This is a genomic window from Achromobacter deleyi (assembly GCF_016127315.1).
In the GTDB taxonomy this organism is placed as follows: Bacteria; Pseudomonadota; Gammaproteobacteria; order Burkholderiales; family Burkholderiaceae_B; genus Achromobacter; species Achromobacter insuavis_A.
Genome location: NZ_CP065997.1, coordinates 4,843,224 through 4,865,037, shown reverse-complemented (window position 1 = coordinate 4,865,037; position 21,814 = coordinate 4,843,224). Strand labels below are relative to the sequence as shown.

Sequence of the window (21,814 nt, the reverse complement as noted above, 5' to 3'; positions counted from 1 at the left end):
AGGCCGCCCGCATGACAATCGATGCGGGGGTGGCGACGACGCCTACAGGCGCGCGCCGTTCAGCCGCCGCAGGCGCCAGGCGATGGCCACGCCGCCCAGCGCCGCGGCCGCCACGATCAGCGAGGCCTGCGCCCAGCCGTAGCGGTCGATCACCCCGCCCACCGTCACCGGCCCGATCACCTGCCCCAGGTTGCTGCCCATCATCACCAGCCCGACCGTGGCCGCCGTCAGCGCCGGCCGCGGCGCCACCAGCGGCGCGGTGCCCAGCAGGGTCGCCGGGATCAGCCCGCCCACCGCCGAGAACAGCACGCACAGCAGGAAGGTCGGCATCGCCGGGAACACCGAGCGGAAGATCAGCAACGCCACCACGCCCATCGCCGCGCTGGCGCAGGCGATCAGCGTCGAGCGGCGCCAGCCGCGCGACAGCAGCACGCCCGCGCCCAGGTTGCCGATGATGTTGGCGGCGCTGGCCACGGCGCTGTACTGCCCCGCGGTGGCCAGCGGCAGGCCGAGCTTGTCCATCAGCAGCACCGGCAGGAAGGTGAACAGCGCGAAGAACATCAGGCTGTAGAGCGTGAACGAGGCCGCCAGCAGCATCGGCCCGGCCGTGCCCAGCGTGTCGGTCGTGTCCTGCCGCAGCCCGCGCCATGACAGGCCGGCTCCGGCGGGCGTGGGCGGCGCCAGCACGGCGATGCAGCCCAGCGCGATCACGGCGGCCGCGCCGGCGCACCACCAGTAGGCGTGCCAGTCGCCAAAGGCCTGCGAGGCCAGCATGGCGATGGCCATGCCCGCCGGCATGTAGCAGCTCCACAGCGCGAAGGCCAGGTCGCGGCTGGACGGCAGCACCAGGCGCTGCAAGGCCGCCGGCCCGGCCACCGTGATCAGCAGGAAGCCCAGGCCCTCGAGCACGCGCGAGGCCAGCAACAGGCCATAGCCCGGCGCCAGCGCGCCCGCCGCCGTGCCCGCGGCCACCGTCGCCAGGCCGCACAGCAGCATGCGGCGCGCGCCGAAGCGCGCGATCACGCCGCCCGCCGCGATGCCGCCCAGCACGCCCAGGATCGAGAACACCGCCGTCAGCGTGCCGATCGACGCCAGGTCCAGCCCCAGGTCGCGCCGCAGCAGCGGCGCCGCGATGATCACCTTGCCCACCTGCAACGACGCCACCACCCCGGCGCCCACGATCGCCAGCACCGCCGCCCAACGCGTCGCCGCCGGCTGGCCGGCCTGCGCCGCGCCCTCCACCTTGTCCATCCTTGCCTCTCCTCGCTTGCAATGCCGCCAGCATGCCGGCCGGAACCGATTCTGATAAGTGATAATCTTTTGATGGAACCGATCTCGAAAATAGATCAGCACGCACGATGATAGACGCCCTCACACTGGACCAGCTACGCGTGTTCGCCGCCGTGGCCGACACCGGCAGTTTCCGCGCCGCCGCCAAGCAGCTGGCGCGGGTGCAGTCGGCCGTCAGCCACGCCATCGCCAACATGGAAACCCAGCTGGGCCTGCGGCTGTTCGACCGCGGCGGCCACCGCCCCGTCATGACCCCGGAAGGCCAGGCCCTGTTGGCCAACGCCCGCGACATCCTGCTGCGGGTCGACGCCATGCGGGCCCGCGCCCAGGGCCTGGGCGAAGGGGTCGAGCTGGAGCTGTCGCTGGTAGTGGACACGCTGTATCCGATCGCGCAGGTCGGCGCCGCGCTGAACCGCCTGCGGGCGGCCTATCCGTCGGTGGCCACCCGCGTCGCGGTGCTGCCGCTGGGCGGGCCGATCGCCGCGCTGCTGGACGGCAGCCACCAGCTGGGCATCATCGCCGGCGAGCATTTCCGCCATCCGCGTATCGCGATGCAGGCGCTGTCCTCGGTGCAAATGGTGGCCGTGGTGGCCGCCAGCCACCCTCTGGCCGCTCGCGTGGCCGACGGCCCGCCGCTGGCCACGCCCGAGCTGGCCGACCACCTGCAGGTGGTGCAGATCGACCCGTCCACGCTCAGCGCCGGCCGCGACTTCGCGGTGCTGTCGCCGCAGACCTGCCGCGTCAGCGGCCAGGACACCAAGCACGCGCTGATCCTGGCCGGCGTCGGCTGGGGCCGGCTGCCGCTGTGGCTGGTCGAGCGCGATCTGGCCGAGGGCCGCCTGCTGCGCCTGCCCACCGGCAGCCTGGGACGCGGCAGCCAGGTCGCCACCGAGATCTACCTGGCGCACCGCATCGACCAGCCGCTGGGACCGGCCGCGCGCACGCTGGCGGCGGCGCTGGCCGGCGCCTGACCTGCCGCGCGCCGTGCCCGGCTGGCGCCCCCGCCGCCGGCGCCTATCCTGCGCCCCAGCCCGCCTCGGCTCAAGCGCGTGGCGGCTGCGCGTAGCTCACGCCCATGCCGGCGCGCACGTCGTTCTGGATGCCGTAGGGCGGGATTGGATAGCGCAGGCCGTTGGCCGACAGCGCCTTCATTCCTTCGATCGCCATGGGCAGGTAGCGCGGCGGCAACGCCATCAGCATTTCCTCGTCCGGCACGCCGCCGTAGCGGCGTTCGGCATAACAGGGCAAGGACAGGCTGGGTTCGCCGGTGGCCAGCGCCCGCCCCCAGGAATCGGCACAGGCGGTCTCGCCCACCACGCTCCAGTCGAAGCGCCGGTAGTGCTTCCATTGCAAGCCGTTGATCAGGATGATCATCTGCCCCGGCGTGGCGTACACCAGGCAGATGTCGGGCGGGTCGAGCCGGCCCGAGGCCAGCGGCGACACCGCCAGGGCGCGGTACTTGCCCGCCGGCACACAGGACAGGGCTTCCTGCCGGGCGCGCGCGTCGGCCTCGGTGGCGTGCCACACGCCGACGTATTCCTTGCCGCTGCGCCAGGCCTCGTCCTGCGGCCCCAGCCCGATCACGGCGCGGCACTGCGATCCGACCAGGTCATCGCCGGTGATGCCCACCGTCCAGCCCAGCCGCGCCGCCATGCCGACGACCTGGTCGGTGGTGTGCGTGGCCTTGGGGCGCCGCAGCCCCTTCACCCCGGCCAGCGCCGCCTCGTCCTCGAACAGCTTCATGCCGATGACCGTGGTCTTGAGCCGCAGCAGCCGATTCAGCTCATCGACCAGCGCCGCCCAGTCCCGGGGGGTCTCTTGCGTTGTCTCTTCCATGCCCGTCCTTTGGACTTGTCGTTGGAACGGGCAAGACTACACGACAGCGGGGCGCCGACGCCATGGCCGACCGCGAACGCTCAGGGCCGGCAGGATTTCATCAGGTACTTGGGCGACTCTTCATAGCCCTGGCGGTAGTAGAAGCGGTGCGCATCGGCGCGGCGCTCGTGGCAATGCACCTCGACGCGGTCGCAGCCACGGCCCAGCGCCAGGGCCGCCGCGGCCTCTTCCAGCGCCCGCCCCACCCCGCTGCCGCGGGCCGCGTCACTGACGCAGAAATAGGTGATGCGGCAGAAATCGCCCGGCAGCGCCAACTGCACCATGAAATGCAGGCCGATGAACCCCAGCAACTGGCCGCCATCCTCGGCCACCAACAGCTCGGCGTCGCGGTGGCCCAACAGGCGCTCGATCTTCTCGGGCACGAAGCCCTGGGTGCCCGGATAGCCCAGCTGGGCCAGCAATTCGACGATATCGGCGCTGTCGCCGACTTCTGCGTTGCGGATGATCATGTCGCCTCTGCCAAAAACGCCGATCGTAGGCTGGCCCGATGTCGCCGCGATGACGGCGCGCAGATGCCGGCGCCTGGGCTTCAGGCCCGGCTGTCATCCTGCCGCAACATCTCGAACAGGGCCAGCGCCGCCGGCGAGCCGGCGGCCTGCGGCGACGCCGCCAGCGCGAAACGCCGCCGCACCGGCGCCGCCAGGGGCAGCACCCGCAGGCCGCGGCGGTTCTCGGGCAGCGTCAGTTCGGGCACCAGGGCCACGCCGACGTTGTCGCGCACCAGCGCATAGGCGCTGGACCATTCCATGACCGTGGCGCGCACGTCGGCCAGCGCCAGGCCGGCGTCCGCCGCGACGCTGGCCGCATGCACGCTGCAACCGCCCGTGGCCAGCACGAACGGCTGCGCCGCCAGTTGCGCCAGCGCCACCGACGCGCCGCGCGCCAGCGGATGCGAAGCCGGCAGCACCGCCACCCAGTCGTCCTCGCCCAGCGGACAGGCGCCGCGCCGCGCGGGCGGATTGAGCACCACCCCCACATCCACGGTGCCGGCCGCCAGCAAGGTCTCGATCTCGCTGTCGCTGGCTTCCAGCGGCACCACCTCGATGGCCGGATGCAATTGGCGAAAGCGCCGCAACACCGGCGGCAGGATGGTCGAGAAAACCATCGGGAAACTGGCCAGCCGCAACACCCCGCCCGGCGCGCCGGACGCCTCGCGCCCCAGCGCCTGGATGCGGCCGTGCGCGGCCAGCATGGCGCGCGCCTCGTGCGCCACCCGCAGCCCCAGCGCGGTGGGCACGCTCTGGCGCCGTTCGCGGGTGAACAGCGGCGCGCCCAGGTGGTGTTTCAGCTGCGCGATGGCCTGGCTGGCGCCCGACTGCGTCATGCCCACCTGTTTGGCGGCATGGGTGATGTTGCCGGCGTCCACCACCGCCAGCAGCAAGCGCCAATGGATCAGGTTCATCATGGCAGGGAAAAGATAACGGATCGTCTCGAAACCTGAAATTCTACCGACACTCGCCCTCCTCCTCGATCGGCGGTGATGAGCGCCGCGCCGACCCCAGCGTCGCCACGGGTCTGCCTTTTGGCCTGCGTCCGCACGAAGTCATCAAAACGTGATGACGTTTCCCTAAACTTCCGCTCTTGCCCGACCATCAATGGAACACTGGAAATGCCGCTCGACCGGTCCGCCTTGCGCCAAGCGGTGCGCTTCGCCCTCATCGCCACGGCTCTGATCGCAACGGGTTGTGATTCCTCCACGCCCGTCGCCCCGACGGCGCAATCCACGAATGCGCCGGACCCGCTGCGCGCCCCGCTCGAACGGCTGGGCATGCAAGGCATCGCGCGCGGCGACCTGGCCAAGGCCGAGATCCAGCGGGCCCTGCAGCAACTGGCCACCACGCCCTGCAACAGCCAGGCCATGGGTGCCCTGGCGCCGCAGCTCAAGGCCATGGGTTACCGCAAGGAAGCGGCCCAGGCGTTGATCACGTTCGCCGACGAATGCGGCAATGCCGATGGCTTCCTGCTGTCCGCCGTGGGCGATCTGCTCATGATCCGGGACTATCCCCAGGCCATCGCCATTTCCAACCGCCTGATCGCGGACCATCCCACCGACACGCGCATGCGCTATACGCGGGCACAGGCATACAGCCAGACCCAGCAATACGAGCAGGCGCTGGCCGATTACCTGGAAGTCATTGCCCTGTCGCCCAATCCGCGGCGGCTGACCTCCGGCGTGTTCACCGAGACCGCCCAGGCGCAGGCCAGGCTCGGACGCCATTGCGAAGCGGCAAGCACGGTGCGCATGTGGATGTCGCTGGACCCCTCGCGCACGCAAAACCCGCAGGGCAAGCGGCTCGTCGCCGAGTACGAGCGCCAGCGCGACTGCCCCGCCTCCTATGCCTCGGGCAAGGATACGTTCCCCCGCAAACCCGACCAGGTCATCCTGGCCTCGGTCGAAGTCAATGGCAAGAAAGGCACGTTCATCGTCGACACCGGCGCCAGCGTGGTTGCCATCACCCGCGTCTTCGCCGAGCGTGCGGGCATCGATTACCTCGGGGGCCGCAAGATCGCGGTCCAGACGGCCAACGGCAACACCGACGTGCACACCGGCATGGCCAAACGCATCCAGATCCGTCAGGTCGCGGCCAACCAGGTTCCGGTCGTGGTCCAGGCCGGCGCCGAATCCGCGTTCGGTCCTGGCGTCGACGGCTTGCTGGGCCAATCGTTCCTGTCCCGTTTTGACACCCACTTCGGACCTCGCCAATGGTCCATCGCCGTGCCGGCGACGGATGGCTGACGCCAAGGGCGTGAATTAGCCATCACAAATACTTATTCCTGATTTCTTAAGAAGTAATTTTACGAATAGACGGGATCGGGCGATCCTGGGCGTCCCATCCCCAATCAGGACATCCTCCGGACGCTCCGCATGAAACTCTATTACGCCCCCGGCACCTGCTCGCTGTCGCCCCACATCGTGCTGCGCGAACTCGACCTGCCGTTCGACCTGATCCGCGTCGACAACCGCGCCAAGCGCACCGAGGATGGCCGCGACTTCCTCGCCATCAATCCCAAGGGCTACGTGGCCGCGCTGGAAATCGACGGCGGCCAGGTGCTGACCGAAGGCCCCGCCATCAGCCAATACCTGGCCGACCTGCGGCCCGAAGCCGGCCTGGCCCCACCCGCCGGCAGCTGGGCCCGCAGCCAGTTGCACGAATGGCTGAACTTCATCTCGGCGGAAATCCACGGCGGTTTCGGCCCGCTGTTCAATCGCGACCTGCCCGAAGCGGCGCGCGCATGGTGGCAGGGGCGGCTGGAGAAGCGCCTGGATTATGTCGCCACCGCGCTGCGCGAGCGAGAGGCCCTGGTGCAGGATCGCTATGGCCTGGCTGATATCTACCTGTATGCGGTGTTGCGCTGGGCGCCACAGCTTGGCGTGGACCTGACGCGCTGGCCTGCCCTGGTGGCATTCCAGCGCCGCATCGAATCCCGCCCCGCCGTGCAGGCCGCGCTGGCGGCCGAAGCGCGGGGTTGAGCCGCATGCGGCCGGCTCGCGATCGCAACCGGTCGCCGCGCGGCCCGCGGTGCGTTACGCCCCGATGGTGCGCAGCGCGCGCTGGCAGATGCGCTGCGTCGCGGCGACCGGGCTGTGCGTCAGCCAGCGCGCGCACACCCTCCTGACCCAGTCCGGCTGGTCCTTGCTGGCGTCGTTCAGCCAGTTCGCCACCGAATCCTGCACATAGACCGCCGCATCGGCGCGCAGCGGCTCCAGCAGCGGCAACGCCCGCCCCGGGTCCGCCTTCAGCGCAGCGATGTGCGCGCACCAGACGCCGCGCGGCCGCAACGCCTCGCTGGCAAAGCGCCGCAGGCGCTCGGACGGCAGTGTCGTCCACGTTTGCAGCTGCGTGATGGCCACGTCCAGGTCGGCCGCCAGCGCCGGCCGCACGGCCAGCCAGGCCCATTCGCGCACCCCGAAATGCGCATCGTCGGCCAGCGGCCGGATGCGCGCCAGGCGCTGCGCCGGCGAGAGGTCCGGCGCCGCCCCGATCATGAAGCAGGCCCAGCCCCGCGCGGTGTCCGACGCCTGCGCCGCCATCCGCGTGAAGCCGGCCGAACCCAGCCCGTCATGCAGGATGCGCGCCGCCAGCGCCATGCGCCTGGAGATGCCCAGCGCCGCCGCGGCCCGCATGGCGGCAATGCCATCGGCGCCGACCTCGGGCGCCAGCGCCTGCATCAGCAAGGCAAAGTCCACCGCCAGGCACTCGGTCAGGTGCGTGGCCGGCGCGCCCGCGTTCAGCTGCGCCAGGCGGTCCGCGCCGATGTCCTTGACGCCGCGGCGGGCGGCCGTCATGGCGCGTCTCCGGCCAGCGCGGCGCGTCCGCTGTCGGTGCCCCGCCACACCTTCGCCAGCAGGTCGCCGAGCTGGCGCCGCTCGGCCTGCGACAAGGCGTCGAACAGCGAGCCGATCCACTGCGCATGTTCCTTGAACAGCCGCGCCGCCGCCGTCCTGCCCTTGGGCGTGAGCGTCACCGTAATGCGGCGCCGGTCGTCCTGGCCCGGCTGGCGCGACACGAAGCCGTCGCGCTCCAGTCCGTCGAGCAGGCCCGTCACCGTGGCGCGGGTCACGCCCGCGCGCGCCGCCAGTTCGTGTGGCGACAGGCCGCCGGCCTGCCCGTGCAGCAGGAACAGCAGCACGAACTTGCCTTCGGACAACTGCCGCGGCGCCAGGCGGGCGGCGCAGTCGCGGTCGATGGCGCCGGCCAGGGCCAGCACCTGGAAGCACAACTGGATGCCGTCGGACGAGGCCAGCCCGCGACGGGCGGCCTCGTCCAGCAGCGCATGGTGCTTGGGTTCCAGCATCGCGGGAATGGCGGGTGGCATGGCGTGTCCGGCAATTGATATGGAGGCATATGATAAGGCGCCTAATTAAAACAGGCAAACCAGCCGGAAACGGCAACGCGCCACGCCTTCGTTCCTCTCACGCAGCCGCCTGGCGAAGTGCTAGCATCCGAAGCATGACCTCGATCCTGCACGCCCACCCCATCGATCCGGCCATCCGCGAACGCGTCATGGCGACCCTGGAACACATCGAACAGCGTCACGATGTCCGCGTCCTGCTCGCCTGCGAATCCGGCAGCCGCGGCTGGGGCTTCGCCTCGCCCGACAGCGACTACGACGTGCGCTTCCTGTATGTGCACAAGCTGGACTGGTACCTGCGCGTGGCGCCGCAGCGCGACGTGATCGAGCTGCCCATCGACGACGAGCTGGACGTGTCCGGCTGGGAATTGCGCAAGGCGCTGCAACTGCTGCGCGGCTCCAACCCCACCCTGTTCGAATGGCTGGATTCGCCCGTGCTGTACCGCCAGGACGACGCCACCAGCGCCTGGCTGCGGCATTTCCGCAGCGAATATTTCTCGCACATCAAGGGCCGTTGGCATTATGTCGCCATGGCCGGCCGCAACTTCCGCGAGTCGCTGCAGGGCGACACCGTGCGGCTCAAGAAATACCTGTACGTGCTGCGTCCCGTGCTGGCCGCGCAATGGATCGACAGCGGCCGCGGCATCCCGCCGATGCGCTTTGCCGACCTGGCCGACGTCATGGTCACCGACCCCGCGCTGCGCGACGAGATCAACGCGCTGCTGGCCATCAAGATGCAGGCCGGCGAGGCCGAGCACGGCCCGCGCTTCCCGTTGATCCACGCCTACCTGGAAACGACGCTGCCGACCCTGGAAAAAGCGCCCTTCTTCGACCGGCCGGACGGCCAGACCGAACGACTGGACCGGTTCCTGTACGAGGTCGTGACCGGCGCCCCGCTGACGTACTGAGCGCCGCCGCGATGCACACCCCGCCGGCCACCCCGAGCGTCACCCTGCGCCGCCTGCGCGCGGACGACGTGCCCATGATCCTGGCCCTGGAATCCGATCCCGAGGTCATGCGCCACAGCACCGGCGTCAAGCCCGCCACGCAGGCGCGCCGCCAGGAACTGCTGGACTGGTTGCGCACGCATCCCGATGACATCGGCCATTGGGCGGTGGTCGGCCCCGACGGCGTCGCGGTCGGCTGGATCAGCCTGACGCGGCTGGAGGACACCGGCGCGCTGCAACTGGCCTACCGCCTGCAACGCGCCGCCTGGGGATACGGCTATGCCACCCAGGCGGCGCGCCAGTTATGCGACTACGCCTGGCGCACGCTCGACAGCGCGGAGCTGCTGGCCGTCACCTGGCCCGACAACCTGGGCTCGCAGCGCGTGCTGGAGAAACTGGGCTTCACCTTCCGCGCCATCGAAACGCACTACGGCCGCGACACCCGCGTCTACGTGCTGGCGCGTCCCCCAGGCTGACCGCGGCCGCGGCTTGCTCGAAGGCGTTGGACGCCCCAGTCCCCGCGTCGCTCAACGCCGCCGCTCGCTCACTTCGGCATGGCGCCGCGCGATCGCCTGGGCGCGGTCGCGCATGCGTTCGACCACCTGCGCCAGCCGGCCGCCGGCCAGGCGTTCGGCCATCGCCGTGACGGTCACCGCGCCCAGCGGCTCGCCGCTTTCGGCGCGGATCGGCACGGCCACCGCGCTGGTGCCGGGCATCAAGCCGGCGGGCGCGTGGGCGATGCCGCAGGCGCGCGCCTGCGCGACCCGCGCCAGGATGTCTTCGGCGCGTTCTCCCGCCACCGCCAGGCGCGCAGTGTTGGCCTGCACGATGGCGCCGCTCTCGGCCTCGGGCAGGCATGACAGCAACGCCACGCCCGACACGCCCAGCCCCAGCGGCCGCCGCACGCCCACTTCGATCGACAGCACCTGGATCGGATGATGGCCGGTCTTGCGGCCGATGCAGATCGAATCGTGCCCATGCCGCACGCTCAGGAACACCGTGTCGCCGACCTGGTCGGCCAGTTCCGCCAGATAGGGATCGGCGATCGTCAACAGGGGGAAGCGGCGCGTGCGCGCCAGGCCCAGCAGGCTGATTTCCGGGCCGATCAGGTAGCGGCGCGTGGCCGCGTCCTGCTCCACCGCGCCTTCCTGGATCAGCGTCTTGAGCAGGCGATGCACGGTGGGCCGGTTCAACCCCGACATGCGCTCCAGGTCGATCAGGCGCACGCCCCGTTCCTGGCCACAGGCCACCAGCCGCAGGATGGCCATGGCCCGGCGCACCGTCTGCGCGCCCGGCAGCGCCTCGTCGGCGGTGGCGTCTGGCGGATTCATGCCGCGTCCTTGCCCATGACGGACTTGGGCGTCTGGCGCAGCGCCCGCTTGGTCACCAGCGGCCCCAGCAACGCGTAGTTCGGCCCGCCGATGCGGCACACCGGATCGAGCTGGGTGGTATCGATCTTGCCATCGCGAGCCAGCCCGTCGCGGATGTGGAACAGCTTGACCTCGCCCACGAAGAACTCGGCGCCCGTGTCGCCGAACGGAATCACGCTGTGCAGCGTGCATTCCAGGCTGACCGGCGCCGCCGCCAGGCGCGGCGTGGCGATGTGTTCGCCCGCCAGCACCTCCAGGTGCAACAGCTCGGCCTCGCTGACCTGCGGCGGATGCTCCTCGGCGCTGTCATGGATGGCGTCGAGCAGGCTGGCGTTGCCGATGTTCACCACGAAATGGCCATGCTCCAGGATGTTGTTGGCGGTGTCCTTGCGCCGGCCGGCCTTGCGGCCGATGTTGATGCCCAGCATCGGCGGCGTGTTCGAGACGAAGGTGAAGCAGCTGAACGGCGCCAGGTTGACCTTGCCGCCCGGCCCCAGCGTGCTGATCCAGGCGATCGGGCGCGGCACCACGATGCCGCTCATGAGCTTGTAGGTCTGTTCGGGGCTGAGTTCCGGGGCGGCGATACGCATCAAAAGACGTCCATATGTTGAACCTGGCGGGACGGCGCGGCATGGCCACGAGCCCGGGCTTTCACGGCATTTTCCCGGGTTTTCGGCTGGCTGGTGAATCGGGGCAAACCGCGATTGCCGCAATAAGTCCAACATCCGGACTTTTTCGGATTTTTGGCGTTGTCGCCGCGCGGCCAAGTTTCTAGAGTCTCCCAAAACACAACAACACACCCACACCCTGGAGACAACCATGACCCCGCTTGCAAAGGCTGGCGCCGCCCTGGCGCTGATGGCCGCGACCACGCTGGCCCACGCCGCCTGGCCCGACAAACCCGTGAAGATCGTGGTGCCCTACCCGCCCGGCGGCAACGTCGACGTGGCCGCGCGCCTGATCAGCCCCGGCCTGCAGGCCGCCTTCGGCCAGCCCTTCATCGTCGAGAACAAGCCTGGCGCCGGCGGCATGATCGCCGGCGAACAGGTGGCGCGCTCGGCGCCCGACGGCTACACGCTGTTCATGGCCGCCAACGGTCCGCTGCTGTTCAGCCCGCTGATCTTCAAGCGCCAGGCCTACAAGTGGGACAAGGATTTCGAGCCCATCAGTTCGGTGTCCTACACGCCGCTGGTGCTGCAGGTGCGGCCCGGGCTGCCCGTGAAGGACCTGGGCGAACTGCTGGCGCTGGCCAGGAAGGAACCCGGCAAGCTCAACATGGCCTCGCCCGGCGCCGGCACCACCAACCACCTGGTGAGCGAACTGCTGCAATCGCTGACCGGCGCGCGCTGGACCACCGCGCAATACAAGGGCAACGCGCCCGCCACCACCGACCTGCTGGGCGGCCAGGTGGACTTCAACTTCGACCAGATCTCGGTGTCGCTGCCCTACATCAAGGAAGGCCGCACCCGCGGCCTGGCCGTCACCACCGCCAAGCGCGTGCCGTCGCTGCCCGACATCCCCACCTTCGCCGAGGCCGGCGTGCCGGGCATGGAAGCGGCCACCTTCACCGGCTTGCTGGCGCCCAAGGGCACGCCGCCCGAGGTGCTGGCGCGCCTGAGCCAGGCGCTGGAAAAGATCCTGAGCCAGCCCGAGATCATCCAGCGTTTCCAGGAACTGGGCGCCGACGCCCAGGCCAGCTCGCCCGCCGATTTCACCCGCTACCTGGCCGCCGAGGATGCGCGCTGGACGCCCATCATCGAGCGCGCGGGCATCACCGCCAACTAAGGTCCGCCATGACACCACAAAGCACACGACAGAGCATCTACGCCGAAGGCTTCAGCCACAAGAACCCCATCCCCGCCGCCTGCCGCGTCGGCAACATGCTGTATTCGGGCAGCATCCAGGGCACCGACCCCGCCAGCGGCGCCTATGGCGACACGCTGGAGCGGCAGTGCGAACTGATGTTCGACCACGTGCGCCGCATCGTCGAGGCCGGCGGCGGCTCGCTCGCGCACGTCGCCAAGATGACCGTGTGGATGCGCGACCGCGGCCAACGCGCCGCGCTCAACGCCGTCTGGCTGCGCGCCTTTCCCGACCCCGCCGACCGGCCCGCGCGCCACACCATGCAGGCCGACCTGGACGGCGACAAGCTGATCGAGTGCGACTTCGTCGCCGTGCTGGACTGAAGGACCGACATGCCGCAATACCTGCCCTTCAACCCGCATCCCACCGCGCCGGCGCGGCGCCTGCCGCCGGGCGCCTGCGACAGCCAGTTCCACGTGTTCGGCCCCGCCGACCGTTATCCGGTGCGCCCCGGCGCCGCCTATGAAATGCCCAGCGCCACCATCGAAACCGCGCTGGGCCTGCACCGCCTGCTCGGCATCGCGCGCGGCGTGATCGTCCAGGCCACCACCTACGGCGCCGACCATCAGGTGGTGCTGGATGGCCTGGCCGCGGCCGGCCCCGGCTATCGCGGCTGCGCCAACGCGCTGGTGCTGGCCGAGCGCGACGACGCCTACATCGCCCGGCTGCACGACGCCGGCGTGCGCGGCGCGCGCTTCACGCGGCAGGGCCTGGGCATCAGCATGGAACCGGCCGTGTTCGACCGCGCCATCGCCCGCATCCGCGAGCTGGGCTGGTACGCCAAGTTCCAGCCCGAGCCCGACGGCATGATGGCCCAGGTAGCGCAGTTCGAGCGCCTGGACATCCCGGTGCTGATCGACCACATGGGCCGCGCCGATCCCACCGCCGGCGCCGCCGATCCCACCCGCCGCGCGCTGCTGGAACTGCTGGCGCGCGGCAACTTCTGGGTGATGCTGTCGCTGACCGAAAAACTGTCGCGCAGCGGCCCCCCCTGGGACGACGTGGTGCCGCTGGCGCAGGCGCTGATCGCCGCCAACCCCGATCGCGTGGTCTGGGGCAGCGACTGGCCGCACCCGGTGTCGGTCAAGCAGCCGCCCGACGAAGGCCGCCTGGTGGACCAGCTGGTCCGCTACGCCGGCGACGACGCCACGCTCAAGAAAATCCTGGTCGACAACCCGGCCCGCCTCTTTGGATTCGACGCATGAAATTCCTGTCCTTTGAACATCAGGGCCGCGCCGGTTTCGGCCTGCTGCGCGGCGACGCCGTGGTCGACCTGGGCGGCCAAGGCCACGCCGATCTGCAGGCGGCGGTGGCCGCGGGCGCACTGCCGCGCCTGACGGCGGCCGCCGAGCCCCTGGACGCCACGCTGCCGCTGGCGGCGCTGACCCTGCTGCCGCCCATCGCCCACCCCGGCAAGATCATCTGCGTGGGCGTCAACTACGGCCACCGCAACGAGGAATACAAGGACGGCAGCGCGCCGCCGCAATACCCCAGCGTATTCCCGCGCTTTCCCGAATCGTTCGTCGGCCATGGCCAGCCGCTGCTGCGCCCGCCCGAATCCGAGCAGCTCGACTACGAAGGCGAGATCGCCATCGTCATCGGCAAGGCCGGCCGCCGCATCGCCGCCGAGGACGCCTGGTCGCACATCGCCGGCCTGACCTGCCTGAACGAAGGCACGGTGCGCGACTGGCTGCGCCACGGCAAGTTCAACGTGACGCAGGGCAAGAACTGGGATGCCAGCGGCTCCATGGGACCGTGGCTGGTCAGCGCCGACGCCTTCGATCCGCAGGCGCCGCTGACGGTCACCACCCGCGTCAACGGCGAGGTGCGCCAGCACGACAGCACCGCCAACCTGATGTTCCCGTTCGCCGAACTGATCCGCTACATCTCGATCTGGACCACGCTCAAGCCGGGCGACGTCATCTCGACCGGCACCCCCATCGGCGCCGGCGTGCGCTTCGATCCGCCGCGCTTTCTCAAGCCCGGCGACGTGGTCGAGGTGGAAGTTTCCGGCATCGGCACGCTCTCCAACCCCGTGGCCGACGAAGCGGCCGCGCGCTCCTGAGGACACCCCATGTTGAACGACGCACAACGCCAACAGGCCGCCGCCCTGCTGATCGAGGCCGAGCGCACCGGCGTGCCCACCACGCAGCTGGACCAGGCCTTTCCCGGCATCGAGATCGCCGACGCCTATGCCATCCAGCAGCACATCATCGCCAGCAAGCTGGCCGCCGGCGCGCGCCTGCGCGGCCACAAGATCGGCCTGACCTCCAAGGCCATGCAGAGCACCGTCGGCATCAACGAGCCCGACTACGGCCACCTGCTCGACACCATGTTCTTCCAGGACGGCGACACCATCGCCACCGAAAAACTGATCGTGCCGCGCGTCGAGGTCGAGCTGGCCTTCGTGCTCGGCAAGCCGCTGCGGGGTCCGGACGTGACCCTGTTCGACGTGCTCGACGCCACCGACTACGTGGCGCCGGCGCTGGAGCTGATCGACGGCCGCAGCAAATACCCGCGCCGCATCGTCGACAACATCGCCGACAACGCCGCCTGCGCCGGCATCATCCTGGGCGGCCGCCCGGTCAAGCCGCTGGAGGTCGACCTGCGCTGGGTCGCGGCGCTGCTGCTCAAGAACGGCGTGATCGAGGAATCGGGCGTGTCGGCCGCGGTGCTCGGCCATCCGGCCATGGGCATCGTCTGGCTGGCCAACAAGCTGGCGGCGCACGACACCGGGCTGGAAGCCGGCCACATCGTGCTGGCCGGCTCCTTCACCCGCACCGTGGCGGTGGCCAAGGGCGACACCATCCATGCCGACTACGGCCCGCTGGGCAGCATCTCGGTGCACTTTTCCTGAAGAGGCCGACGATGCAACTTCCCGCCAATCCCTTCAAGCGCGCGCTGCGCGAACAGCGCCACCAGACCGGCCTGTGGGTCACGCTGGCCAATCCCAACAGCGCCGAGCTGGTGGCCGGCTCCGGCTTCGACTGGCTGCTGCTGGACACCGAGCATACGCCCGCGCTGCTGCCCACCGTCATGGCGCAACTGCAGGCGGTCGCGCCCTATCCCACCCACGCGGTGGTGCGCCCGACCTGGAACGACAACCTGCAGATCAAGCGCTACCTCGACATCGGCGCGCAGACCCTGCTGCTGCCGTACGTGCAGAACGCCGACGAGGCCCGCCAGGCCGTGGCCGGCACGCGTTACGCGCCGCGCGGCGTGCGCGGCGTCGGCGGCACGGTGCGCGCCACCCGCTACGGCCGCGTCGCCGACTACATGCGGCACTGCGAAAACGAACTGTGCCTGCTGATCCAGGCCGAGACCGGCGAAGCGCTGGAGCAGCTGGACGCCATGGCCGCGGTCGACGGCGTGGACGGCATCTTCATCGGCCCGGCCGACCTGGCCGCCAGTCTCGGGTTCCCCGGCGAGCCGGGCCACCCGCGCGTCGTCGCCGCCGTCGAAACCGCCATCGCCCGCATCCGCAAGGCGGGCAAGGCGCCCGGCGTGCTGACGGTGGACGAGACGCTGGCGCGGCGCTACATGGCGGCGGGCAGCCTGTTCACGGCGGTGGGCGTGGATGCCGCCCTGCTGGCGCGGCAGTGCGACCAGCTGGCGCAGCGCTTCGCCGCGCCAAGCGCCGGGTAGCGCCGATTGTCCCGCCCGCCATCAGTGCCAACCGGCGGCGGGCGGACCTTTGCGGGTACCCTATCGGTTTTCCATCAACCGCCAAGCCCCGCATGTCCGACACCCCACAGCCCTTCGACGTTTCCGCCTACATCGCCCAGAGCCTGGAAGGCATGCGCGCCGCCACCTCGGCGCACTGCGCCACCTGGCACCTGGACGAGGCCGAGCAATGGTCCGTGGACATGGACAGCGGCCTGATCGTGTTCCAGCTGCCCGGCGGCATCACCGCCCACGCGCCGGTGCAGATCGTCGGCACCTCCAACAGCGAGGACGGCAGCTTCCTGTGGGGCTGGGATCATCCCTCGGTGCCGGCCGAACTGGCCGAACACGCCCAGCTGGCGCTGGCCTTCGGCAAGGCCCACGGCCTGGAAGCCTATACGCACCGCAAAGTGCCGTGCGACGACGCCCAGGCCTGGGAATTCACCGCCATCGCCATGCGCCTGGGCGAGGCCAGCGGCTCGTACCGCGCGCAGGCCTCGGACACCGCCCACGTCTGGATGACGTTCGGCCAGGTGACCCTGTCCCAGGCCTGACGGCCACGGTCAAGCCGCGTCGGGATGCACGCCGGTATAGGCCGCGCGCGGCCGGATCACATCCGGACTGCCGCGCTGCTCCAGCCCATGCGCCAGCCAGCCAATGGAGCGGCCCAGCGCGAACAGGCCGAAGGCCGCGCCCAACGGCAGCCCCAGATGGCGCCGCACCGCCACCAGCGCGAAATCCACCGACGGCCGCTGCCCGATCAGCTCGAAGGCCTGTTCGATCAGCGCCTGCCAGTCGGGACGCTGCGGCAGTATCCGCGCCAGCAAGGCGCTGGCGCGCGGATCGCCGGCGGGGTAGAGGTGGTGACCGAAACCTGGCAGGTCCTCGCCCCGCGCCAACCGCTCGCGCAGGCCGCGCGCCAGCCGCTGGCCGCCGTCCGCGCCGCCGTCGCCGCGCTCCAGCTCGTCCCACATCGCTTCGCCACGCGCCGTGGTGCCGCCGTGCCGTCCGCCCGTCAGCGCGGCCAGGCCGCCGACAATGCCGGCGCGCAGGCTGGCGCCGGTGGACGCGATGCAGCGCGCGGTGAAGCTGGAGGCATTCAGTTCGTGGTCGGCGCACAGCACCAGCGCCATCCGGATCAGGTCGGCGCCCGCCGCGTCCACGCCCCAGGCGCGGGCGCACTGCACGTGGATCGGCGCGGCATCCGGCGCGGTCTGCAGCAGGCAGGCCGCCAGCGTGCGCACCAGCGCGCCGCAGCCCTGCGCCTGGCGCTGCGGCGAGCGTTGCCATAGCGCGGTGGCGTCGTCGTCGCTGGCCGCCGTGAACAGCGGCAGCAGCGCGGCCTCGGCGCGCTGGCCGCGGTGCCGCGCGAACAGCGCCGCCAGGTCCCGCGGCAGGACCGACGCGGGCGCGTCGAACGCCATCGCCTCGTCGCATTGCCACAGGTGCGCCGCCACCGCCTCCACCGAGCGCGACGCGGCCAGCGCCACGGCGCTTTCGCCGCGATAGAACAGCTGTCCGTCGTCGATCAGCGTGATGGCGGACTCCAGCACCGGCAGCCCCCAGTTCAGCGTGGCCTTGGCCACCTCCTTCGGCTTGCGGCCGCGCGTGCGCTGCGCCGCCAGGCGCTCGACGTCCTCGGCCAGATAGCGGCTTTCGCGCGGCGTGGCGCCAGCCTCGGCGTGCAGCAAGCCGCGGCTGACATAGGCGTACAGGGTCTGGCGCGACACGCCCAGACGGGCGGCCGCGGCGGCGGAAGTCAGGTAGTCCGGCATGGCACGCGGCGTTTTCAGGTTAATAAGTTGATTATTTTAATCAATATTGACAATTAATTCGGGAAGAATAATCCTGACGCCATCCCCCGACGACCAGGAAGCCCTCATGTCCGCCACCACCCTCCCGCCGCCCTCGCCCGCCATCGCCGACTACCTGCGCCAGTTCTGGCTCGCGGCGGGCGGCGACCCCGCCCATCTGACGCGCGTCGCCATCAGCGGCGAAGGCGCCCTGCCCTCGGCCTTCGCCGTCACCGAATTCGCCACCGCCGCCATCGGCGCGGCGGGGCTGGCCATGGCGGAATTTGTCGCGGCCAGCGCTGGCGCCATGGACACCGGCGCCATCGGCCAGGTCACGGTCGACCGCCGCCTGGCCTCGCTCTGGTTCGGCACCACCCTGCGTCCCGTTGGCTGGAATGCTCCGCCGCTCTGGGATGCCGTGGCGGGCGACTATCGCGCCGCGGACGGCTGGATCCGGCTGCACACCAACGCCCCCCACCACCGCGACGCCGCCCTGGCGGTGCTGGGCGTGGCCGCCGACCGCGACGCGGTGGCGCTGGCGGTCTCGCGCTGGCGCGCCGACGAACTGGAAGCCGCCGTGGTCGCGCGCAACGGCTGCGCCGCGGCCATGCGCGGCATCGACGCCTGGCAACAGCACCCGCAAGGCCGCGACGTCGCCACGGAACCGCTGTTGCACCGAACCGCCGGCCCCGGCGCCGCCCGGCCGGACTGGCATGTTTCACGGCAGCGCCCGCTGCAGGGCCTGCGCGTGCTGGACCTGACGCGCATCCTGGCCGGCCCTGTCGCCACCCGCTTCCTGGCCGGCTACGGCGCCGACGTGCTGCGCATCGACCCGCCCGGCTGGGAAGAACCCGGCACGGTGCCCGAAGTCGTGCTGGGCAAGCGCTGCGCGCGTCTGGACCTGAAGTCCGCCAAGGGCCTGGCCACCCTGGAACGCCTGCTCGGCGAGGCCGACGTGCTGATCCACGGCTATCGCGCCGACGCCCTGGCGCGCCTGGGCCTGGACGCCGACCGCCGCCGCCAGCTCAACCCGACGCTGGTGGACGTGTCGCTCGATGCGTATGGCTGGAGCGGCCCGTGGCAGGGACGGCGCGGCTTCGACAGCCTGGTGCAGATGAGCACCGGCATCGCCGAGGCCGGCATGCGCGCCCAGGGCGCCGACCGCCCGGTGCCGCTGCCGTGCCAGGCGCTCGACCACGCCACCGGCTATCTGATGGCGGCCGCGGCCATCCGTGGCCTGACCGAACGGTTGGCAACGGGCGCGGGCAACACCACGCGCGCGTCATTGGCGCGCAGCGCGCAGTTGCTGGTCACGCATCGCGGCATGCTGGAAGGCGGGCCGGCGCTGGCCCCGGAAACGCAAGCGGATTGGTCCGCGGCGACCGAGGAGACCTCGTGGGGCCCCGCCCGGCGCGCCAGGCCGCCGATGTGGATCGAAGGCACGCCGCAGTCGTGGGATTATCCGGCGAGCGCATTGGGCTCGTCCGAAGCAACGTGGCGCGACACCGCGCGATAGAGCCCCCGCTGCTCGACCGACTCAAAGCACGAACGCGCGCAGGTTCGCGACCCGCTCGGCCAAGCCGTCCGCGCCCAGGTAGTGGCCCAGCTTGCCGGCGCGCACGCGGCGCAGGTCTTCCTCGTAGCGCGCCAGCATGGCGTCGCGCGCCTCGGCATACGCGGCCGCGACGCCCTCGCCACCAGCGGCCACGACCAGGCGCGCGACATCCGGCGCGCCACATGCCACGCAGCGCGCCACGCCCAGGCCGTCGGCGCGCGCACCGCGCGCCAGCAGTTGCGCCACCAATGCGGCGGGCGGCTGGCGATCGAACCGGTGCAATGCGTCCGCGCTGACCGGCGCGCCGGCCCGCAGCAGCGCCTGCGCCGCCGCGTAGGCGTGCTGCATCAACGCCACGTCCAGCGCCGTCGCGCTGCCCCGCAACGGCTGGCCGAAACCCATGCCCTGCGCCGCCAATTGCGCGACCAGCGCGCCGTCATCATTGGCCAGCGCATGCCGCAAGGCCAGGTTGGCCAGCCGCGGCGACTGTGCCAGCGTCCCCGCCGCCAACGGCCCGCGCCAATCCACCAACGCGCGCCGGTAGAACGCCGTCAGCTTGTCCGCCAATGCCTGCGGCATGCCGTGATCCGCCACGCGCTCGTCCAGATACTCCAGCACGCGTATGCCCGTGCTGTCGGGACCCTCGGGATCTTCCTCCAGGCACAGCTCGGCAAACGCGCCGCGCAGATCGTCCGCGATGGTGGCGATGCCATCCTGCTGCAACGCGTGCGTCCAGCCCGGCAGCCCCTGCTTCCAGGCCACGATGCCGCCCGCCTGCGCGCCCGGCGCCAGGTACACATAAATGCGGTCGCAGTACTCGAAACCGCCGATCGGCAGATAACGCAGCTTGCCGTCCCAGGCATCGCCGCTTTCCTCGGCGGCCTCTTCGGCGCATTCCTGCTCGTGTTCGATCCAGCCCGCCAGGTCGCGGTATTGGTCGCTGCCGTCGTAGAACAGTTCGGACCAGCTGAGGGCCTCTTCGTTGCCGTCCATCTGCGCATGCAGGTCGTAGGCCAGTTCGCCGCCGGCGGTCAGGCGCCACAATTCACGCAACGCCTGCGGCAAGGGACCGGCGCAGATCGCTTCGATCTGGTCGATGCGCGCCTCGCTCATCGGCGGCTGGACCTCGATCAGGACACGATCGGCGAACAAGGCGATGCCGTGCTGTCGAAGCGACTGGATTTCGTTGGCGGAAAAATCATCACCCATGTTGGCACCCTCCCGGTTGAAACGCCCTGGATTTTACCCAGGCGCTCCCGGCCCCGGCGCCTGTGGCTTGCCGCGTGAGACGCGTCTCACGCGCCACCGGCGGTGGTAGATTGGCGACATCCGCATAGGAGGGGAACAACGATGAGGGGAGCTTCGTGGACGCGCTGATCCAGGCCGCGGCCCGGGCGCTGGCCAGCGGCGATCCCCTGGCCGCGCTGGGCCGGGTGGCGCTGCGCGACGACGCGCCGGCGCTGGCGTTGCGCGGCATCGCGCTGGCGCAACTGGGCGACTTCGAACGCGCCCGGCCGCTGGTGCGCCGCGCCGCCCGCGCGTTCGGCGCCAAGGATCCGGTGGCGCGCGCCCGCTGCGTGGTGGCCGAAGCCGAGATCGCGCTGGCCTCGCGCGACCTGGGCTGGCCGACGGCGGCGCTCGAGGCCGCCCGCGCCACGCTCGAACGCCATGGCGATCGGCGCAACGCGGCCTATGCCGGCTACCTGGCCGGCCGCCGCCTGATCCTGATGGGACGCCTGGAGCAAGCCGAGCAGGTGCTATCGGGACTGGACCCCGCCCCCTTCCCGCCGGCCTTGCGGGCGGTGCATGAACTGGCCCTGGCCGGCATCGCGCTGCGGCGCGTGCAGGCCACGGCGGCGCGCGCCGCGCTGGCCCGTGCCGCGCACGCCGCGCAGGCGGCCGGCATCCCCGCTTTGCAGGCCGAAGTGCGCCAGGCGTCGCAAACGCTCGAAGCGCCGGCGGCGCACCTGCACCACGCCGGCCAGACGCGCGCGCTGCGCCTGGACGACGTAGAGGCGCTGCTGGCGTCCGACGCGCTGGTGATCGACGCCTGCCGCTACGCCGTGCAGGGCGCGCACGGCACCCTGGCGCTGGCCAGCCGCCCGATCCTGTTCACCCTGGCGCAGGCGCTGGGCCAGGCGTGGCCCGACGACGTGCCGCGCGATGCGTTGATCGCCCAGGCCTTCCGCACCCGCCATCCCGACGAGTCGCATCGCGCGCGGCTGCGGGTGGAAATCGGCCGCCTGCGGGCGGCGCTGGGTACCCTGGCCGGCATCCGGGCGACGCGGCAGGGCTTCGCGCTGACATCGGCGGCGGGCGCCGTCGCGGTACTGACGCCCCCCATGCAGGAGCGCCACGCCGCCGTGCTGGCGCTGCTGGCCGACGGCGAAGCCTGGTCCAGTTCGGCCCTGGCGCTGGCCACCGGCGCCAGCCAGCGCCAGGTGCAGCGCGCCCTGGACGCGCTGGCCGCGGCGGGCCGCGCGCAGCCGCTGGGTCGCGGCCGGGCGCGGCGCTGGATCACGCCGCCACTGCCTGGTTTCGCGACGACATTGTTACTCCCGGTTCCGCTGCCGAATGCCTAGC

24 protein-coding genes are annotated in these 21,814 nt (G+C 71.1%); 14 read left to right on the top strand and 10 right to left on the bottom strand.

All coding sequences use genetic code 11. The annotated features are described in order from the left end of the window. Window positions 1-42: 42 nt before the first annotated feature. Window positions 43-1,251 carry a CynX/NimT family MFS transporter gene (locus I6I07_RS22060; protein WP_198483720.1) on the bottom strand — a complete coding sequence of 403 codons (1,209 nt, stop codon included), beginning with the start codon at window positions 1,249-1,251 and terminating at the stop codon, window positions 43-45. A gap of 107 nt (window positions 1,252-1,358) precedes the next feature. On the opposite strand from I6I07_RS22060, the gene I6I07_RS22055 reads away from it, so the two are divergent. Further along, window positions 1,359-2,261 (top strand): LysR family transcriptional regulator, encoded by a 903-nt coding sequence (locus tag I6I07_RS22055; RefSeq protein ID WP_198483719.1) that lies wholly within the window; start codon window positions 1,359-1,361, stop codon window positions 2,259-2,261. Window positions 2,262-2,331: 70 nt separating this feature from the next. Here I6I07_RS22055 and I6I07_RS22050 read toward each other — a convergent pair whose 3' ends face one another. The 3 genes from I6I07_RS22050 to I6I07_RS22040 form a co-directional block, all read right to left on the bottom strand. Next, window positions 2,332-3,126, bottom strand: coding sequence for a DUF169 domain-containing protein (locus I6I07_RS22050; RefSeq protein ID WP_198483718.1), 795 nt, complete (start codon window positions 3,124-3,126; stop codon window positions 2,332-2,334). 80 nt (window positions 3,127-3,206) lie between these two features. Beyond that, complete coding sequence (locus tag I6I07_RS22045) at window positions 3,207-3,635, bottom strand: GNAT family N-acetyltransferase (RefSeq protein ID WP_198483717.1); 429 nt, start codon at window positions 3,633-3,635, stop codon at window positions 3,207-3,209. Between the two features lie 80 nt (window positions 3,636-3,715). Next, on the bottom strand, window positions 3,716-4,591 hold the full coding sequence (locus I6I07_RS22040) for a LysR family transcriptional regulator (RefSeq protein ID WP_198483716.1): 876 nt from the start codon (window positions 4,589-4,591) through the stop codon (window positions 3,716-3,718). 204 nt (window positions 4,592-4,795) lie between these two features. On the opposite strand from I6I07_RS22040, the gene I6I07_RS22035 reads away from it, so the two are divergent. After that, window positions 4,796-5,923, top strand: a complete 1,128-nt coding sequence (locus I6I07_RS22035) for a retroviral-like aspartic protease family protein (RefSeq protein WP_198483715.1) — start codon at window positions 4,796-4,798, stop codon at window positions 5,921-5,923. A gap of 129 nt (window positions 5,924-6,052) precedes the next feature. Further along, complete coding sequence (gstA, locus tag I6I07_RS22030; protein WP_198483714.1) at window positions 6,053-6,658, top strand: glutathione transferase GstA; 606 nt, start codon at window positions 6,053-6,055, stop codon at window positions 6,656-6,658. Between the two features lie 54 nt (window positions 6,659-6,712). Here gstA and I6I07_RS22025 read toward each other — a convergent pair whose 3' ends face one another. Both I6I07_RS22025 and I6I07_RS22020 read right to left on the bottom strand, forming a co-directional pair. Then, window positions 6,713-7,474, bottom strand: a complete 762-nt coding sequence (locus I6I07_RS22025) for a DNA alkylation repair protein (RefSeq protein ID WP_198483713.1) — start codon at window positions 7,472-7,474, stop codon at window positions 6,713-6,715. After that, on the bottom strand, window positions 7,471-8,004 hold the full coding sequence (locus I6I07_RS22020; RefSeq protein ID WP_198483712.1) for a MarR family winged helix-turn-helix transcriptional regulator: 534 nt from the start codon (window positions 8,002-8,004) through the stop codon (window positions 7,471-7,473). The genes I6I07_RS22025 and I6I07_RS22020 overlap by 4 nt, the downstream gene beginning before the upstream one ends. Window positions 8,005-8,138: 134 nt before the next feature. On the opposite strand from I6I07_RS22020, the gene I6I07_RS22015 reads away from it, so the two are divergent. Continuing rightward, window positions 8,139-8,948: a nucleotidyltransferase domain-containing protein gene (locus I6I07_RS22015; protein WP_198483711.1), complete on the top strand. Its 810-nt coding sequence runs from the start codon at window positions 8,139-8,141 to the stop codon at window positions 8,946-8,948. 11 nt (window positions 8,949-8,959) lie between these two features. Continuing rightward, a complete protein-coding gene (locus tag I6I07_RS22010) occupies window positions 8,960-9,463 on the top strand; it encodes a GNAT family N-acetyltransferase (protein WP_198483710.1) in 504 nt (167 codons plus the stop codon). A gap of 51 nt (window positions 9,464-9,514) precedes the next feature. Here I6I07_RS22010 and I6I07_RS22005 read toward each other — a convergent pair whose 3' ends face one another. Both I6I07_RS22005 and I6I07_RS22000 read right to left on the bottom strand, forming a co-directional pair. Then, window positions 9,515-10,318 (bottom strand): IclR family transcriptional regulator, encoded by an 804-nt coding sequence (locus I6I07_RS22005; RefSeq protein ID WP_198483709.1) that lies wholly within the window; start codon window positions 10,316-10,318, stop codon window positions 9,515-9,517. After that, window positions 10,315-10,947: a flavin reductase family protein gene (locus I6I07_RS22000; protein WP_198483708.1), complete on the bottom strand. Its 633-nt coding sequence runs from the start codon at window positions 10,945-10,947 to the stop codon at window positions 10,315-10,317. Before I6I07_RS22000 ends, I6I07_RS22005 begins: the two co-directional genes overlap by 4 nt. A gap of 229 nt (window positions 10,948-11,176) precedes the next feature. Here I6I07_RS22000 and I6I07_RS21995 point away from each other — a divergent pair, with 229 nt between their 5' ends. The 7 genes from I6I07_RS21995 (at window position 11,177) to I6I07_RS21965 (ending at window position 16,437) form a co-directional block, all read left to right on the top strand. After that, window positions 11,177-12,142, top strand: a complete 966-nt coding sequence (locus I6I07_RS21995; RefSeq protein ID WP_198483707.1) for a Bug family tripartite tricarboxylate transporter substrate binding protein — start codon at window positions 11,177-11,179, stop codon at window positions 12,140-12,142. Window positions 12,143-12,150: 8 nt separating this feature from the next. Beyond that, the gene (locus I6I07_RS21990; protein ID WP_198483706.1) at window positions 12,151-12,543 is read left to right on the top strand and encodes a RidA family protein; all 393 of its coding nucleotides are present in this window, start codon (window positions 12,151-12,153) and stop codon (window positions 12,541-12,543) included. Window positions 12,544-12,552: 9 nt separating this feature from the next. Next, a complete protein-coding gene (locus I6I07_RS21985) occupies window positions 12,553-13,425 on the top strand; it encodes an amidohydrolase family protein (RefSeq protein WP_198483705.1) in 873 nt (290 codons plus the stop codon). After that, window positions 13,422-14,285, top strand: a complete 864-nt coding sequence (locus I6I07_RS21980; protein WP_198483704.1) for a fumarylacetoacetate hydrolase family protein — start codon at window positions 13,422-13,424, stop codon at window positions 14,283-14,285. The genes I6I07_RS21985 and I6I07_RS21980 overlap by 4 nt, the downstream gene beginning before the upstream one ends. Before the next feature lie 9 nt (window positions 14,286-14,294). Beyond that, entirely contained in the window at window positions 14,295-15,077 is a 783-nt protein-coding gene (gene hpaH, locus I6I07_RS21975) for a 2-oxo-hept-4-ene-1,7-dioate hydratase (RefSeq protein WP_198483703.1), read from the top strand. A gap of 11 nt (window positions 15,078-15,088) precedes the next feature. Further along, entirely contained in the window at window positions 15,089-15,865 is a 777-nt protein-coding gene (locus I6I07_RS21970) for an aldolase/citrate lyase family protein (RefSeq protein WP_198483702.1), read from the top strand. A gap of 92 nt (window positions 15,866-15,957) precedes the next feature. After that, entirely contained in the window at window positions 15,958-16,437 is a 480-nt protein-coding gene (locus I6I07_RS21965; RefSeq protein WP_198483701.1) for a DUF6882 domain-containing protein, read from the top strand. A 9-nt stretch (window positions 16,438-16,446) separates the two neighbouring features. On the opposite strand, the gene I6I07_RS21960 is transcribed toward I6I07_RS21965, so the two are convergent. Continuing rightward, on the bottom strand, window positions 16,447-17,658 hold the full coding sequence (locus I6I07_RS21960; RefSeq protein ID WP_198483700.1) for a citrate synthase family protein: 1,212 nt from the start codon (window positions 17,656-17,658) through the stop codon (window positions 16,447-16,449). 106 nt (window positions 17,659-17,764) lie between these two features. On the opposite strand from I6I07_RS21960, the gene I6I07_RS21955 reads away from it, so the two are divergent. Next, window positions 17,765-19,192 carry a CoA transferase gene (locus tag I6I07_RS21955; RefSeq protein WP_198483699.1) on the top strand — a complete coding sequence of 476 codons (1,428 nt, stop codon included), beginning with the start codon at window positions 17,765-17,767 and terminating at the stop codon, window positions 19,190-19,192. Window positions 19,193-19,213: 21 nt separating this feature from the next. Here the strand turns inward: I6I07_RS21955 and I6I07_RS21950 are convergent, their stop codons facing one another. Then, window positions 19,214-20,440: an SMI1/KNR4 family protein gene (locus I6I07_RS21950; RefSeq protein ID WP_198483698.1), complete on the bottom strand. Its 1,227-nt coding sequence runs from the start codon at window positions 20,438-20,440 to the stop codon at window positions 19,214-19,216. 155 nt (window positions 20,441-20,595) lie between these two features. Between I6I07_RS21950 and I6I07_RS21945 the strand changes: the two genes are divergently transcribed. Next, a complete protein-coding gene (locus I6I07_RS21945) occupies window positions 20,596-21,813 on the top strand; it encodes a helix-turn-helix domain-containing protein (RefSeq protein WP_198483697.1) in 1,218 nt (405 codons plus the stop codon). Window position 21,814 lies beyond the last annotated feature (1 nt).

Coding starts and splice junctions, on each gene's coding strand:
- I6I07_RS22060 (WP_198483720.1), bottom strand. CDS start 1,251: ATGGACAAGGTGGAGGGCGCGGCGCAGGCCGGCCAGCCGGCGGCGACG.
- I6I07_RS22055 (WP_198483719.1), top strand. CDS start 1,359: ATGATAGACGCCCTCACACTGGACCAGCTACGCGTGTTCGCCGCCGTG.
- I6I07_RS22050 (WP_198483718.1), bottom strand. CDS start 3,126: ATGGAAGAGACAACGCAAGAGACCCCCCGGGACTGGGCGGCGCTGGTC.
- I6I07_RS22045 (WP_198483717.1), bottom strand. CDS start 3,635: ATGATCATCCGCAACGCAGAAGTCGGCGACAGCGCCGATATCGTCGAA.
- I6I07_RS22040 (WP_198483716.1), bottom strand. CDS start 4,591: ATGATGAACCTGATCCATTGGCGCTTGCTGCTGGCGGTGGTGGACGCC.
- I6I07_RS22035 (WP_198483715.1), top strand. CDS start 4,796: ATGCCGCTCGACCGGTCCGCCTTGCGCCAAGCGGTGCGCTTCGCCCTC.
- gstA (WP_198483714.1), top strand. CDS start 6,053: ATGAAACTCTATTACGCCCCCGGCACCTGCTCGCTGTCGCCCCACATC.
- I6I07_RS22025 (WP_198483713.1), bottom strand. CDS start 7,474: ATGACGGCCGCCCGCCGCGGCGTCAAGGACATCGGCGCGGACCGCCTG.
- I6I07_RS22020 (WP_198483712.1), bottom strand. CDS start 8,004: ATGCCACCCGCCATTCCCGCGATGCTGGAACCCAAGCACCATGCGCTG.
- I6I07_RS22015 (WP_198483711.1), top strand. CDS start 8,139: ATGACCTCGATCCTGCACGCCCACCCCATCGATCCGGCCATCCGCGAA.
- I6I07_RS22010 (WP_198483710.1), top strand. CDS start 8,960: ATGCACACCCCGCCGGCCACCCCGAGCGTCACCCTGCGCCGCCTGCGC.
- I6I07_RS22005 (WP_198483709.1), bottom strand. CDS start 10,318: ATGAATCCGCCAGACGCCACCGCCGACGAGGCGCTGCCGGGCGCGCAG.
- I6I07_RS22000 (WP_198483708.1), bottom strand. CDS start 10,947: ATGCGTATCGCCGCCCCGGAACTCAGCCCCGAACAGACCTACAAGCTC.
- I6I07_RS21995 (WP_198483707.1), top strand. CDS start 11,177: ATGACCCCGCTTGCAAAGGCTGGCGCCGCCCTGGCGCTGATGGCCGCG.
- I6I07_RS21990 (WP_198483706.1), top strand. CDS start 12,151: ATGACACCACAAAGCACACGACAGAGCATCTACGCCGAAGGCTTCAGC.
- I6I07_RS21985 (WP_198483705.1), top strand. CDS start 12,553: ATGCCGCAATACCTGCCCTTCAACCCGCATCCCACCGCGCCGGCGCGG.
- I6I07_RS21980 (WP_198483704.1), top strand. CDS start 13,422: ATGAAATTCCTGTCCTTTGAACATCAGGGCCGCGCCGGTTTCGGCCTG.
- hpaH (WP_198483703.1), top strand. CDS start 14,295: ATGTTGAACGACGCACAACGCCAACAGGCCGCCGCCCTGCTGATCGAG.
- I6I07_RS21970 (WP_198483702.1), top strand. CDS start 15,089: ATGCAACTTCCCGCCAATCCCTTCAAGCGCGCGCTGCGCGAACAGCGC.
- I6I07_RS21965 (WP_198483701.1), top strand. CDS start 15,958: ATGTCCGACACCCCACAGCCCTTCGACGTTTCCGCCTACATCGCCCAG.
- I6I07_RS21960 (WP_198483700.1), bottom strand. CDS start 17,658: ATGCCGGACTACCTGACTTCCGCCGCCGCGGCCGCCCGTCTGGGCGTG.
- I6I07_RS21955 (WP_198483699.1), top strand. CDS start 17,765: ATGTCCGCCACCACCCTCCCGCCGCCCTCGCCCGCCATCGCCGACTAC.
- I6I07_RS21950 (WP_198483698.1), bottom strand. CDS start 20,440: ATGGGTGATGATTTTTCCGCCAACGAAATCCAGTCGCTTCGACAGCAC.